Below are 14,668 nucleotides of genomic sequence, written 5' to 3' on the forward strand. Positions count from 1 at the left end.
CTGGCAAAGGCGCCTGTCCCATACCGGACAGCGCGAAAGCACTAGGCCGGTGGCGGGAGTCCGTGATGTCGCGCCTGCGTGGACACCTGGAGGCAGGGGGAGCTGACGTACCGCCGGTACGCCAGGGTGACGTGCGCGCCGCGCTGCTGCAGCACTTGCTCGATGAGTTGCTGATCGGCGTGATCGTGGTGGACGCCCAGGCCCGTCTTTCCTTCGTCAACCGCCAGGCCCGCGATCTGCTGGCGCGGCACGATGGCTTGATCGACGCGCCGGCCGGACTCAAGGCGGGCACGGCCGCCCATACCCGCCGTCTGCGGCACGCCGTGGCGCTGATGGCCGCCTCGGGTCACACCGACGATACCCCCGCCCTCACCCGCTATCTCGGCCTGCCGCGCCGGTCCCGCCGCGCCGCGCCCCTGCTGCTGCGCCTGTCGCCGCTGCCCGGCCCGTCGCCCGAGGTGGTGCTGCTCGTCACGACTCCTGAACATCTGCGCCCCTTGCCGCCGGAAGCCCTGACCGCCGCCTTTGGCCTGACCCCGCGCGAGGCCGCCCTGGCCGGCATGCTTGCCGACGGTCACGAGTTGCGCGATTGCGCCCGCCTGCTGGCCATGGGCGAAGGCACGGCGCGCAATCACCTCAAGCACGTCTTCGAGAAAACCGTCAAACACAGCCAGGCCACCCTGGTCGCGGCGCTGTGCCGGATGGCCGCACCCTGCCGTTGAGCGCGCCCGCGCCAACAGCGGCCTGACCTTGCGCTGACCATCCGGTCCCCTTATTGATTGAGACAAATGCCCCTGATGGTTAAGCTTCCAATGCTTTTCGGCCTCGTGTGAGGCAGCCACGGGGATCGTTTTGAGCAACGCATCAAGCAACCACGACAGTCGGCACCCGCTGCTTGCAGCCATTTTGCTCGCCCTGGTCGTGGCGGCCATGAACATCGGTCTGTGGTGGTGGAGCAATCTGCCGCACGGCCCCGAGAACTGGAACGGACCGATCGGCGGCTTCGCCCTGTCCGCCTTCCAGCGCTACCAGAACCCGCTGAAGAACGATTTCCCCTCCGATGAGGAGATCGATAGCGACCTGAAGCTGCTCAAGCGCTACACGCCGCGCATCCGCACCTATTCGACGCTGCAGAACCCGCAGGTCTATCGCCTGGCCGAGAAGGAAGGCCTGCAGGTGATGGCCGGCGCATGGGTCGACCGGCGCCTGGACAACAACGAAAAGGAAATCGACACGCTGATCGCGCAGGCGCGTCGCTATCCCAACTCGATCAACCGCGTGGTCGTGGGCAACGAGGTGCTGTTCCGCAACGACATCCCGCCGGAACAGCTGATGGCGTATGCCGACCGCGTTCGCGCGGCGATCCATCAGCCGGTGACGATTGCCGAGCCTTGGCACATCTGGGCGAAGTATCCGGAGCTGGCCGAACACGTCGACTTCATCACCGTGCATCTGTTCCCGTACTGGAACGGCATCGCGGTCACCGGCCAGGGCAAGGGGCTGGAAGCGTTCCCTGCGGTGAGCGATGCGCTCGGCAGCTATGACGCACTCAAGAAGATGTTCCCGAACAAGCCGATCGTGATCGGCGAGATCGGTTGGCCGTCGAACGGCGATCGCTACAAGTATGCCGACCCGTCGGTGTCCAACGAAGCGATCTTCCTGCGCACGTGGTTCAACGAAGCGAAGAAGCGCAACATCGACTACTACGTGATGGAAGCGTTCGACCAGCCCTGGAAGGAAGCGCTGTCGGGTCGTACCGAGGCGTACTGGGGCATGTTCAACGCCGACCGCCAGCCGAAGTTCCCGTTCACCGGCCCGGTGACCGAGGACACCGCGTGGCCGTGGAAGGCGCTCGGCGCCAGCCTGCTCGCGCTGATCCCGATGGTCTGGTTCGCGCGTCGCTACAGCCGCTTCAAGCTGACCGGCCGGTTCTTCTTCTGCGCACTGATCCAGCTGGCCTGCGGCCTGGTCACCTGGTCGGCCACGCTGCCGTTCAATTTCTACCTGAGCTGGATCGACTGGACCATGCTGGTGCTGCTGTTCCCGGCCCAGATCGCGATCCTCGCCATCCTGCTGATCAATGGCTTCGAGTTCACCGAGGTGCTGTGGCGCCGCGGCTGGGTGCGCCATGCCGGCTTGCTGCCGCCCGATCCGGTGGAGAAGCAGCCGTTCGTGTCGATCCATCTGGCCTGCTACAACGAGCCGCCGGAGATGGTCTTCGTCACGCTCGATTCGCTGGCCGAACTGAAGTACGAGAACTTCGAAGTCCTGGTGATCGACAACAACACCAAGGACCCGGCGATCTGGAAGCCGGTGCAGGAATACTGCGAGAAGCTCGGCAGCAAGTTCCGCTTCTTCCATCTGGAACCGTGGCCGGGCTTCAAGGCCGGCGCGCTGAATTTCGGCCTGAAGGAGACCGACCCGCGCGCCGACGTGGTGGCGGTGATCGATGCCGACTACGTGGTGCGCGAAGACTGGCTGGCTTCGCTCACGGGTTACTTCCACGATCCGAAGGTGGCCGTGGTGCAGTGTCCGCAGGCCCATCGCGACTACGAGCACAACCGCTTCCGCCGCATGACCGCGTGGGAATACGACGGCTTCTTCCGCATCGGCATGCACCACCGCAACGAGCGCAACGCGATCATCCAGCACGGCACCATGACGATGGTGCGTCGTTCGGCGCTGGAAGGCACCGGCAACTGGTCGGAATGGACCATCTGCGAAGACGCCGAGCTGGGCCTGCGCCTGATGCACGCCGGCTACGAGCTGGTCTATGTCGACGAACTGATGGGCAAGGGCCTCACGCCGGCGGACTTCAAGGCATACAAGAGCCAGCGTTACCGCTGGGCGTTCGGCGCCATGCAGATCCTCAAGGGCCGCTGGAGCTGGATGACCAAGAAGGGCCCGCTCAGCTCCGGCCAGCGCTTCCACTTCCTCACCGGCTGGTTCAGCTGGTTCGCCGATGCGCTGCACCTGATCTTCACCATGATGGCGATCTTCTGGACCGCGGGCATGGTGGCCTTTCCCACCCTCTTCAACCTGCCGATGCAGTTGTTCCTGATCCCGGTGATCGGCTTCTTCTTCGCCAAGGCGATCTTCGGCATCGTGCTGTACCGCGTGCGTGTCCCTTGCAGCTGGTACGACACCTTGATGGCGTCGCTGGCCAGCATGAGTCTCTCGCACGCCATCGCCCGCGGCATCCTGCACGGCCTCACGCGAGAGAAAACCTCGTTCGTGGTGACCGCCAAGAGCCGACGCCTGGGCGGCAGCAATTTCGCCGCGTTCGCGCCGGTGCGCGAGGAATTTCTGATGGCGATCGCGCTGGTTGGCTGTATCGTCGGCATGGGCATGCGCTTCGGCACGCATTACGTCGAAGGCACGCTGTGGATGTTCATCCTCGGCGCACAGTCCATCCCGTACGTGTCGGCGGTGATTGGCGCATGGATTGCGCACAAGGCTGGCGATAAGGCGGGTTGAGCGGCCCGCCTGCTGCCTTTTGCGCAACGGGCTCACGAACGGAATTCGGTATGGCGACGATACGTTGGTTCGAAACCCAAGCGGCATGGACGGAAGCAGCGAAGAGCGTTCAAGCCGATGTCGCGCAGGAAGGCGAATGGCTGGGCGAACCGCGTTCGCGCGAGGGTTATTGCATCGCCTGCGGGGGCCAAACAACCTTCCGTCTTGCCGGCTCGGACTTAAGCCGTGCCAACGTGCGCGAAAACCTGTGCTGCATCCGCTGCCGGCTGAATACGCGGCAGCGCCTGATGCTTTCGGCCATGCTCGCAAACGGTGGCGACCAGCGGCAACCAGGTGTCCAGGGCGCCTTGCTTGAGAAGACCACCCGGCTGTACGCACGATCCCGCGCGCGCATGCCGTGGCTGCGTGGATCGGAATATCTGGGCGACGATCGCCAGCCTGGCCGCAGCTACTGGTGGTCCACTCGCTGGTGGCGATGGCGCCGTACCCGGCACGAGTCGATCACCTCGTTGTCCTATGGGAATGCTTCGCTAGACCTCCTGGCGCACAGCGATGTGCTGGAGCACGTCTACGATACGGCGGCCGCCCTGCGTGAATCGGCTCGGGTACTGAAACCGGGCGGCGTCATGCTGTTCACCGTTCCGTTTCTCGTCGATCACCCCACGTCGATACTCCGTGGCCGCCCGGATTCGTCGGGCCAGATCGAGCACCTGCAACCACCGGAGTACCACGGCGATGGACTCAGCCGCAGTGGCATCTACACGTTCGACAACTTCGGGTGGGACATCCTCGAGCAGATTCGTAATGCCGGCTTCAGTCGTGCCGAAGCCGGGTTCTGCTATGCCCCCCGTGAAGGATTCCATGTCGATGACGCGAGTTCGGCCGAGTCCTGGAAGATGCTGCCGAATATCCTGCGGGGCATTCGATAGTACGCATCCTTGATACATCGCAGACATCCCAGCTGCTAGATATCCACGGCAAGTCTGCCCTCCACTAACGGATGGGGTGGCGAGGACGGATCCAGAAGAATGCAGATTGTCCAACGCCTTGCTGCGCTACTCCTATGCATACCGATGCTGGCGCACGCGGGTGTGCAGCTGGTGGTGGATGGCGTGGAGGATCCGCTCAAGCTCGCCGTGAGTTCGGGCGTGGATTTGTCTGAATACGCCAATCGCGAAGTGACCGAGGCGCAGGTGCGCCGCCTCTATGAGCAATCGCTCGACCAGGCCAAGACGTCGCTGGAGCCCTACGGCTACTACGAAGCGAAGGTGCAGGGACAACTGGAACCCGTGGGCAACGACTGGCGCGTGACGCTGCATGTCACGCCGGGCGAGCCGGTGAAGGTCACCGGGGTGGAGATCAAGCTCGATCCCACGGCGGCGAAGATCGGCGCCATCCGTCGCGCCCAGCGCGCGATCGAGAACCTCAAGGGCCAGACGCTCAATCACGGCGAATACGACAGTAGCCGCGATGCGCTCAGCGGCGCACTCACCGCCAACGGTTTCCTCGACGCGAGACTGGTCACCCATCGGGTGGATGTCAATCGCGGCGAACGCAGCGCGGTGATCCATCTCGAATGGCAGGCCGGCCAACGCTACAAGTTCGGCGAGGTGCATTTCGAGGGCTCGCAGTTCAACGAAGGTTTCCTGCAGCGTTACGTACCCTTCAAGGCCGGCGAGTATTTCGCGCAGGACAAGCTGCTGCAGCTGCAGCAAGCCTTGAACGGCGCGGATTACTTCTCGGTGGTGAACGTGCTGCCCGACATCGACGACAAGAAGAACGGCGTGGTCGACGTGAAGGTGGAACTGTCGCCGGCCAAGCGCACCATCTACAGCGGCGGCCCGTTCATCGGCACCGATACCGGCTTTGGCGTGCGTGCCGACATGGAACGCCGTTGGGTGAACCGCAACGGCCACAAGTGGAAGAACGAGCTGATCGTGGCGCAGAAGCTCAAGACGCTGTCGACGCTGTACACCGTGCCGCTGCCCGGGCCCAACCAACGCAGCTTCAACTACGGCGCCACCTACCGCGACTCCAACACCGACACCTCCAAATCCAAGACGCTGGAACTGGTCGCCAACGAAACCCGCGAATGGCACGGCTGGGTGCGAACGATCGGCGTGCACGCGCTGGACGGCACGTTCACCGTAGGCCAGAAGGCCGGCGAATCGGACAACGTGCCGGGTCTGGAGCATGGCCAGAGCAATCTGTTCTATCCGGAAGTCTCGCTGTCGCGCAAATCGGGCGACAACCCGATCTTCGTGCGCAGCGGCTGGTCGCTGGTGTTCACGGCGCGCTCCACCGTGGGCTCGCTGCTTTCCGACGCGAGCTTCAGCCAGGTAACTGCGGACGGCAAATGGATCACCTCGTTCTGGGGCAACAACCGTTTCATCGTGCGCGGCTCGGCCGGCGCCACCTGGACCAACAATTTCGATGACCTGCCGCCGCAGCTGCGCTTCTTCGCCGGTGGCGACCGCTCGGTGCGCGGTTACAGCTACCAGAGCATCGGTCCCAAGAATGCGTTCGGCCGCGTGATCGGCGGCGAGAACCTGCTGGTGGGCAGCACGGAAGTGGAGCACTACTTCACGCGGCAATGGGGCATGGCGGCATTCGTCGATGCGGGCAACGCGTTCAATGGCACCGATTACCGACCGAAGATCGGCGCGGGTTTGGGCGTACGCTGGCTCTCGCCCGTGGGCATGATCCGCGTGGACCTGGGCACGCCGGTGCACAACCCCGATGAGCGCGGCGTGGAACTGCACGTCGTGATCGGCCCGGATCTGTGAGCAGATGTGATGACTGAGACCGCCGCCACTCCGACACTACGCCCACGCCGCCATTGGCTGCGCTGGACGCTGCTGTCGTTGCTTGCGCTGCTGCTGGTGTTGCTTGGCTTCCTCGCCTGGCTGCTGGGTACGGCACCCGGCCTGCGCTTTGCGCTGGCGCGGGCACAAGGCTTCACCGATGGGCAACTGACCGTGCAGTCGGCAGAAGGTCGCCTGGTCGGGCCGCTGGATCTTGTCGGATTGCGTTATGCCGATGGCAAGGGGCTCGACGTCAAGATCGCCAAGGCGCATCTGGACCTGCGCGTACCCGCCCTCTTCCGCAAACGACTGCAGGTGCTCGACCTCAACGTGGACGGGGTCGATATCGCGCTGCCGCCCAGCGAACCCGAGCAACCCGAGAGCGAGAGCAGTTTCTCGTGGAAGCCGCCGCTGGATATGTTGCTCGAACGCGCGCACGTCGGGTCGGTGAAGATCACGCAGGCGGGACAGGCCGTATTCGCCTCCGATTCGCTCGACCTCGCAGGCAGCTGGACCGGCAGCCGCGGCATCGAACTTCGCCAGCTCGCCCTGCGCGCACCGGAAGGCCACGCCGATCTCGCCGGCAACATCGTGGTCGGCAGCAAATACCAGGGCGACAGCAAGGCCAGCTTTGCCTGGACCGCGAACGGCACCGAATACGCCGGTGAACTCGCCGCGCGCGGCGACGGCAAACAGGCGCACGTGGACCTGCAGCTGACCCAGCCCACCGCCATGCGGCTTCAGCTGGAACTGGCGCAAGGCGGCGATTACGCGTGGACGGCCACGCTCGATGCCCCACGCTTCGATCCCAAGCCATGGCTCGGCGAGAGTTCGCTCACTGGTTTGTCCGTGGCTCTCACCGGCAAAGGCGACCGCCGCAGCGGCACGCTCAACGGTCAACTCGGTCTCAACGATTACCAGCTGCAATTGCAGCCGCTGACCGCGCGCTTCAGCGACGACCTCGACACGTTGACGGTTGAACAGCTCGGCATCGCCTCGCCGCAATTCAAGGGCGGCGTCGGCGTGCACGGCGTGGTGCAGCTGGCGGCGAAACCACTCACCGCCGATCTGACCGTCGAGTGGAAAGACGTGGTGCTGCCCGAGCAGATGGCCGGCCAAACCCTGCTCAGCCACGGCAGCCTCACCGCCAAGGGCAGCGTGGAACAATTCCGCGCCCAGAGCACGCTTGCCATCGGACCGGCGGGCAAGCTCGCCGATGTGACGCTCGATCTGGATGGCACGCAGAAGCTGATCAACCTGCATGCACTCACCGTCAAGCAGCCGCAGGGCGATCTGCAGCTGAAGGGCACACTGAACCTGCAGCCGGCCTTCGGTTGGCAGTTGGAAGCCGTGGCCAACAAGTTCGATCCGGGCCATCTGCTGGCGAAATGGAACGGCTCGCTCGATTTCGACGTCGCCTCGCAAGGCACGCTGCCGCAAGACCACCCCGACGTCACGCTGGAAATCAAGAAATTCGACGGCCGCCTGCGCGACCGCACCGTGCATGGCGACGGCAAGCTGCATCTTCCGCCTGAAGGCGTGATCGATGGCAAGCTGCGCCTCGTCTCGGGCGGCAGCGACGCGCAGATCGACGCACGGCCAGGCCACAGCAACGACATCACCATCAAGCTGGCGGTGGCGTCGCTGGGCGATTGGCTGCCCGATGCCGCAGGTCGCCTGCAGGGCACGATCCAGATGCGCGGCAAGCAACCCAAGCTCGCCGTCGAAGCCAACCTGCAAGGCAACGCATTGAGCTATGCGGGGCAGAAGGTCGACACGCTGCGCCTGCTCGCCAACGTGCCGGACATCAGCCATCCCGGCGGCAAGCTCGACCTGCAGACGACCGGTGTCGATGCGGGCGGCCTCGCCTTTACCCAGGTCAATGTGAAAGGCGACGGCACCGCTGAGCGGCACAGCCTCACGCTGAGTGCGCACGGCTCGCCGCTGTCGACGGATCTCGCACTGAGCGGCAGCCTCAAGGGTTCGGCGTGGAATGGAACGCTGTCCACGCTCAATGTGGATTTTGCCGGCCTGCCCCGCTGGCGGCTGCAGCAATCGACACAGCTTGGCTACAACGATGGCGCACTCAATCTCTCCGAGCTCTGCCTCACCGCGGGCGAGCCATTGCTGTGTGCCGCGGCCAAGCAGGACAAGGCGGGGAACCTCGATGCCAACTATCGGCTGCGCAACCTGCCGATCGCCTTGATCATGAGTGCTGTGAGCACCAGCAAGGTACCGATGCGGGTGGAAGGTTCGCTCGACGGCAGCGGCAGTCTTCGCCGCAATACGGCCGGCGCGTTGACCGGCAACGCATCGATCACCTCGCCACGCGGCTCCGTGGCCTATGCGGACCGCGCCGACCAGCCGCTGGTGACCTACGACAATCTCGCGCTCACCGCGCAGCTGAGTCCCTCGAACCAGCAGATCGAACTGCACGCGGGCCTGACCAACAGCGGACGCATCGACGGCCAGGTCAGCATCAGCGGGGCGCAACAGTCGCTCGGCGGGCACGTCGGCATCCACGTAAGCAACCTCAAGCTGCTGGAGATCTTCACCACCGAAGTGGTGAACCCCAAGGGCGCCATGAACGGCGACTTCAACCTGGCTGGCACAGTGTCGCAGCCGGCCATCAGCGGTCAGGCCAACCTCACCGATTTCTCGGCGGAAATTCCCGGCCTGGGACTGAAACTCAACCAGGGTCGCGTCACCATCGGCACCACCGATGCCAAGCATTTCCGCATCGACGGCACGTTGCATTCGGGTGATGGCAATGTGGTGCTTGCCGGCACGGCGGCGCTCGGCGCGGATGCGCAAAGCGTGTTGTCGGTGAAGGGCAGCAACTTCAAGGCGGTCGACATTCCCGCGGCCAAGGTGGCGATATCGCCCGATCTGGCCGTGCGTCATGACGACAAGGGCCTGGACATCACCGGCAGCGTCACCCTGGACAGCGCCGACGTGAATCTCGACAAGCTGCCAGGCGCAGGCGCCACCCAGGCGTCGCCCGACGTCGTGGTGGTCGATGAAAAGCAGCAGGAGGAAGCGGCCAGCCAGATGCCTCTCTCGGCCACCGTCACAGTGAACCTGGGCAGGAAGACGCACCTGGTCGGCATGGGCCTGGACGGCAAGCTGAGCGGCCAACTGGTGGTGAGCGAACGACCGGGACGCGCCACCACCGGCCAGGGCCAGATCGACGTGGCAGGCACATACAAGGCCTATGGCCAGAACCTGCAGATCGATCGCGGACAGCTGCTGTTCGCCAGCACGCCGATCGACAACCCGGGCCTGAACATCCGCGCGATCCGCAAACTCAATCCGAACGCCACCATCGACGACGGCCAGCAGGTGGGCCTCAATATCGCGGGCACCGCGAAACGACCGGTGCTCACGGTGTTCTCGCAACCGCCAATGGAACAGTCCGATGCGCTCTCCTATCTCATCACCGGCAAGCCGCTGTCGCAGGTGAAGGGCGGCGAAGGCAGCATGGTGGGCGCGGCCGCGCAGGCACTGGGCTCGGCTACCGGCAACCTGCTGGCCAAGAGCATCGGCTCGCGCCTGGGCGTGGACGACATCGGCGTCAGCAGCAACGATGCACTGAACGGCGGCTCGGCCTTCACTGTGGGCAAATACCTGTCGCCACGCCTCTACATCAGCTACGGCGTGGGCCTGTTCGACCCAGGCCAGGTGATCACCCTGCGCTACCACTTCAATGCGCGCTGGAATTTCGAGGCGCAAAGCGCGACGGACTTCAACCGCGCGTCGCTCAATTACCGCATCGAGCGGTGAACGCAGTGGTAGGAGCGCACCCTGTGCGCGACCGCCCGTGCGAGGGCGGCGGTCGCGCACAGGGTGCGCTCCTACAGTGAAATGGTGGGCCACCGCCCATAGCCCAGAAGTCATGCCCACGGCAGCGGGATGAGGGACTATCGTTAGTGCTTTCCCTTACCTGGAGACCGCTCATGCGGCAACTTCGTTGGATCTTCACGGCCGCGGCGCTCACTACCACCTGCGCCATGGCAGCCACGGCCCCGCAGCCGGCACCGGCCCACGCGGCGGCACGCGGCGCCAGCGGCATCGACCTGGCCGGCATCGACCACAGCGTGCTTCCCGGCAACGATTTCGACGATTACGCCAACGGCACCTGGAAGAAGACCGCCGAGATCCCGGCGGACCGCTCCAGTACCGGCATCTTCCTAGAAGTGTTCCAGAAGACCGAAAAGCGCAATGCGGACCTGATCCAGGGCCTCGCCTCGGGCAAGACCAAGGCGGACGCGGGCACCAACAACCGCCGCATCGCCGACTACTACACCGCCTTCATGGACGAAGCCACCATCGAGAAGCGTGGCCTCGAACCGCTGCAGCCTCAGCTGAAGAAGATCGACGCCATCCAGGGCAAGGCCGATCTCGCCCGCGTGCTCGGCGAAGGCCTGCGCGCCGATGTGGATCCGGTGAATGCCACCAATTTCCAGACCGAGCACCTGTTCGGCCTGTTCGTCTCGCACGGGCTGGAAGATGCCTCGCGCAATATTCCCTACCTGCTGCAGGGCGGCCTGGGCATGCCCACGCGCGACTATTACCTGTCCGATGACAAGGCGATGGTGGAGACGCGCGGCAAATACCAGAGCTATATCGCCGCATTGCTGAAGCAGGCCGGCATCGCCGATGCCGAGGCGAAGGCCAAGGCGATCCTTGCGCTGGAAACCAAGATCGCCAAGGCGCAGGTCGACATCGTCGACAGCCAGGACATTCACAAGGCGAACAATCCGTGGCCGATGGACGCGTTCGCCAAGAACGCGCCGGGCCTGGACTGGAATGCCTACTTCAAGGCTGCCGGCCTCGACCAGCAGAAGATCGTCGACGTGTGGCAGGTACCCGCCATCAAGGCACTTTCCGCGCTGACGGCCAGCGAGCCGTTGCAGGCGTGGAAGGACTACCTCACCTTCCACGCGCTCAACGAAAGCGCCTCGCTGTTGCCCAAGGCGTATGCCGATCTCAGTTTCGGTTTCTACGGCCAGACGCTGTCGGGCACGCCCAAGCAGCGTGATCGCTGGAAGCGCGGCATCGCCAGCACCAACAACGCGCTGGGCGACGCGGTAGGCCAGATCTACGTCAAGCAATACTTCCCCGCCTCGTCCAAGCAGCAGGTCGAGCAGATGGTGAAGAACATTCTTGCCGCGTTCGACGAACGCGTGAACAACATCGACTGGATGACGCCCGCCACCCGCGAAAAAGCCAAGGCCAAGATCGCCAGCATTCGCGTGAGCGTGGGCTATCCGGAAACCTGGCGCGACTACCGCACGCTGGAAATCCGCCCCGACGACGCACTTGGCAACCAGCAACGCGCCACCAAGTACGAGTACGAACACCAGCTCGCCAAGCTCGGCCAGCCGGTGGATCGCGGCGAGTGGTGGATGACGCCGCAAACTGTCAACGCGGTGAACCTGCCGTTGCAGAACGCGCTGAATTTCCCGGCGGCCATCCTCGAAGCGCCGTTCTTCGATCCGAAGGCAGACGCTGCCGCCAACTACGGCTCCATCGGCGCCGTAATCGGCCACGAGATCAGCCACAGCTTCGACAACCTCGGTGCGGAATTCGACGCACAAGGCAACCTGGCGAACTGGTGGACGCCGGAAGACCAGGCGCATTTCAAGGCGGCCGGCCAGAAACTGGTCCAGCAGTTCAACGCCTATGAAGCGCTGCCAGGCCTGCACGTGAATGGCCAGCAGACGCTGGGCGAAAACATCGCCGACGTCTCCGGCCTGACCATTGCCTACATCGCCTATCACAAGTCGCTGGGCGGCAAGCCCGCGCCGGTGATCGACGGCCTCACCGGCGACCAGCGCTTCTTCCTCGCCTATGGCCAGAGCTGGCGCGAGAAGATCCGTGAGGCGGCGATGCGCCAGCGGGTGATCGGCAACGAGCACGCGCCGGGTCGCTTCCGCGCGCAGACCGTGCGCAACCTGGATGGTTGGTACGACGCGTTCCAGCCGAAGGCGGGCGAGACGCTCTACCTCGCACCGGCCGATCGCGTGAAGATCTGGTAACAGCGTCGCTACGATGAAACCAAGGCCACGTCTCGCCAGAGACGTGGCCTTTTCATTTAAGCCGCTCGCATGGCGCCGCGTGGCGTGAGCAACGCCAGCACGAGCGCTGCGATGAACAGCGCCGGCACATCGCCGACCAGATGACCCATGTGTTGCGGCTGCGTGAACGACTGCACCGCCATGATTGCGCCGTGCACCAGGCTCGACCACACCGTGAACCAGATCAGGCTGAGGTTGGCCAGCGGATCGCGGGCTGCGCGGATCAGGAATACCCCAAGCGTGACGTACACACCGGCGATCATCAGCGGATAGTCGGAATAGCCTTCGTGCCAGCTCCAGCCCGAAGGCCACAACTGCATCAGCGGATAGATCAGCAGGCAAACGATGCCCAACGCTACCAAGGCGATGCGAAGAAGCTTGAGGCGCTGCACGTCGCTCATGACCGTCACCCGTCTCTGTTAGCGAGGGCCGCAGTCTATGCTGCAAGGCCCTGCTTTTAAGCCCGACAAACGGCCTAGAGCGTCCGCGTCATGAAGACGCTGTAAACGTCCTCGACGTAATCGCCGAACGGCGGACCATAGGTAAAACCATACCGCGCATATAACTGTCGCGCCGGTTCAAACGCGGCTGGCGAGCCCGTCTCTAGGCTCAGGCGCCGATAATTGCGCTGCACGGCTTCATCGAGGATGTGCTGCAACATCACTGCTGCCACACCCTTGCGACGATGACGATAAGAGGTGCGCATCGATTTGATTTCGCCGTGCGTGGCATCCAGCTGCCGGATGGCACCGCAGCCGACCAGCTCACCGTTCTGCCAAACCGTCCAGAAGGTGATTTCCGGGCGTCGCAGCCGCCCCAGATCCAGCGCGTGAATGCTTTCCGGTGGCGAATACAAGGCCATCTCGTCGAGATGCTCCTGCAACAGCGCGGCGACTTCGGGTCCGCGCAGGTCGTCGACACGGATTTCAAATGCGCTGCTCATCGCGGCCCCTCAGTGAATACCCAGCCCTTCGATACCCACGATGTCATGGGCATCGAAGCCCGCCATCTCGGCAAAGCGCCGACCGCGGTCGGCGTAGTCGTGAAACTGATCGAAGCTTGGCGCGCCCGGCGAAAGCAGGATGGTGCCGCCGGCAGGCGTTGCCGCGCGGGCGCGTGCCACGGCCGTGGCGAGATCCGCCGTTTCTTCGACGGCAACACCGGCATCACGCAACGCTCGCGCGATACGCGGGCCGTTGGCGCCTTGCGCCACGATGGCATGCGGCGCGTGCGCCTTCATGGCGACGACGAAGTCATTCCAGTCGAGCCCGCGATCGTGACCACCGACAATCACCGTGACGGCGCGTCCCTCCAGCGTGCGCAAGGCCGCCAGCGTGGCCTGTGGCGTGGTGCCGATGGAGTCGTTGATCCAGTCGAAGCCCTCGTGCTCGCCCAGCGGCTGCAAACGGTGCGGCAAGGGACGAAAACCGGCCAGCGACGGCGCCGCCTTCATGGCGTCGAAGCCCATGGCTTCCAACGCAGCGAGCGCTGCGCAGGCATTGAGTGCGTTGTGTTCGCCCGGTGCGCGCAAGCTCGCGATCGGGAACACGGCTTGAGTGCCGCGACGAATGAAGCCGTCCGCAAGATGCCAACCGGCGGCGTCGCCGAACACGATGCGGTGCGGATGCTTTGCCGTGCGCTCCAGCAACGACGGCTGCGTGGCATTGACCAACAGCTGGCGGGACACGTCGGCCAGCTTGAGCTTGTCCTCGATGTAACGCTCGCGCGAGCCATGCCAGTCGAGGTGCTCCTCATACAGGCTGGTGACGACGCCCAGCTCGACAGGGCCTGCCTCACCCGTCTGGAAACTGGACAATTCAACGGCCCAAAGCTCAGCCGATTGATCCACGAGTTCAATCAATGGCATGCCGATATTGCCGGCCAAGGCCGTGCGCACGCCAAGGCTGCGCGCCAGATGCGCCAGCAGTGCCGTGGTCGTGCTCTTGCCCTTGGTGCCGGTGACCGCGACGACGCGCGCACCGGGCTGCTCGGCAAACCATAGCGCCGTGCCCGAAGTCACCCGGATACCAGCCTCTTTCGCGGCCAGCAGCGCAGGCTTGTAGGCCGAGATGCCCGGCGACTTCACCACCACATCGAACATCGCCAGCGCCGTGGCATCGGGTTCCTCGCCACGCACGCGCAGCGATGCATCGAAAGCCTGCGCGGCCGCAACTTCCGCCTCACTGCAAAACAGCGTGAGCGGCAACGCAGGCTGGCGCGAACGAATGGCGGCGATGGCCGCCTTGCCCTCGCGCCCGAAACCCCAGATCGCCACCCGCTTGTCGGCGAGATCGGCGATGCGCAGCG

Annotated in this window: 9 protein-coding genes; 6 read left to right on the top strand and 3 right to left on the bottom strand. The window is 64.5% G+C overall.

Features of this window, described 5'->3' with window-relative positions:
- Positions 1-65: 65 nt before the first annotated feature.
- From ACN9MB_RS17730 to ACN9MB_RS17755, 6 genes are all read left to right on the top strand, one after another.
- Complete coding sequence (locus tag ACN9MB_RS17730) at positions 66-722, top strand: helix-turn-helix transcriptional regulator (protein ID WP_426269743.1); 657 nt, start codon at positions 66-68, stop codon at positions 720-722.
- A gap of 208 nt (positions 723-930) precedes the next feature.
- On the top strand, positions 931-3,477 hold the full coding sequence (locus ACN9MB_RS17735) for a glycosyltransferase family 2 protein (RefSeq protein WP_425490851.1): 2,547 nt from the start codon (positions 931-933) through the stop codon (positions 3,475-3,477).
- A 50-nt stretch (positions 3,478-3,527) separates the two neighbouring features.
- On the top strand, positions 3,528-4,406 hold the full coding sequence (locus ACN9MB_RS17740) for a class I SAM-dependent methyltransferase (RefSeq protein ID WP_426269744.1): 879 nt from the start codon (positions 3,528-3,530) through the stop codon (positions 4,404-4,406).
- Between the two features lie 99 nt (positions 4,407-4,505).
- Positions 4,506-6,263, top strand: coding sequence for an autotransporter assembly complex protein TamA (locus ACN9MB_RS17745; RefSeq protein ID WP_426269745.1), 1,758 nt, complete (start codon positions 4,506-4,508; stop codon positions 6,261-6,263).
- A gap of 9 nt (positions 6,264-6,272) precedes the next feature.
- Positions 6,273-10,064 carry a translocation/assembly module TamB domain-containing protein gene (locus tag ACN9MB_RS17750; RefSeq protein ID WP_426269746.1) on the top strand — a complete coding sequence of 1,264 codons (3,792 nt, stop codon included), beginning with the start codon at positions 6,273-6,275 and terminating at the stop codon, positions 10,062-10,064.
- A 173-nt stretch (positions 10,065-10,237) separates the two neighbouring features.
- Entirely contained in the window at positions 10,238-12,322 is a 2,085-nt protein-coding gene (locus ACN9MB_RS17755) for a M13 family metallopeptidase (RefSeq protein WP_426269747.1), read from the top strand.
- A 56-nt stretch (positions 12,323-12,378) separates the two neighbouring features.
- On the opposite strand, the gene ACN9MB_RS17760 is transcribed toward ACN9MB_RS17755, so the two are convergent.
- The 3 genes from ACN9MB_RS17760 to murD form a co-directional block, all read right to left on the bottom strand.
- Positions 12,379-12,762: a DUF6632 domain-containing protein gene (locus tag ACN9MB_RS17760; protein WP_426269748.1), complete on the bottom strand. Its 384-nt coding sequence runs from the start codon at positions 12,760-12,762 to the stop codon at positions 12,379-12,381.
- 74 nt (positions 12,763-12,836) lie between these two features.
- Positions 12,837-13,304 (bottom strand): GNAT family N-acetyltransferase, encoded by a 468-nt coding sequence (locus tag ACN9MB_RS17765; protein ID WP_426269749.1) that lies wholly within the window; start codon positions 13,302-13,304, stop codon positions 12,837-12,839.
- A 9-nt stretch (positions 13,305-13,313) separates the two neighbouring features.
- On the bottom strand, positions 13,314-14,666 hold the full coding sequence (murD, locus tag ACN9MB_RS17770) for a UDP-N-acetylmuramoyl-L-alanine--D-glutamate ligase (protein WP_426271941.1): 1,353 nt from the start codon (positions 14,664-14,666) through the stop codon (positions 13,314-13,316).
- Positions 14,667-14,668: the final 2 nt, after the last annotated feature.

The sequence above is a fragment of the Dyella kyungheensis genome (assembly GCF_049913195.1).
Classification (GTDB): Bacteria; Pseudomonadota; Gammaproteobacteria; order Xanthomonadales; family Rhodanobacteraceae; genus Dyella; species Dyella kyungheensis.

Coding starts and splice junctions, on each gene's coding strand:
- ACN9MB_RS17730 (WP_426269743.1), top strand. CDS start 66: ATGTCGCGCCTGCGTGGACACCTGGAGGCAGGGGGAGCTGACGTACCG.
- ACN9MB_RS17740 (WP_426269744.1), top strand. CDS start 3,528: ATGGCGACGATACGTTGGTTCGAAACCCAAGCGGCATGGACGGAAGCA.
- ACN9MB_RS17750 (WP_426269746.1), top strand. CDS start 6,273: ATGACTGAGACCGCCGCCACTCCGACACTACGCCCACGCCGCCATTGG.
- ACN9MB_RS17760 (WP_426269748.1), bottom strand. CDS start 12,762: ATGAGCGACGTGCAGCGCCTCAAGCTTCTTCGCATCGCCTTGGTAGCG.
- ACN9MB_RS17745 (WP_426269745.1), top strand. CDS start 4,506: ATGCAGATTGTCCAACGCCTTGCTGCGCTACTCCTATGCATACCGATG.
- ACN9MB_RS17735 (WP_425490851.1), top strand. CDS start 931: ATGAACATCGGTCTGTGGTGGTGGAGCAATCTGCCGCACGGCCCCGAG.
- ACN9MB_RS17755 (WP_426269747.1), top strand. CDS start 10,238: ATGCGGCAACTTCGTTGGATCTTCACGGCCGCGGCGCTCACTACCACC.
- ACN9MB_RS17765 (WP_426269749.1), bottom strand. CDS start 13,304: ATGAGCAGCGCATTTGAAATCCGTGTCGACGACCTGCGCGGACCCGAA.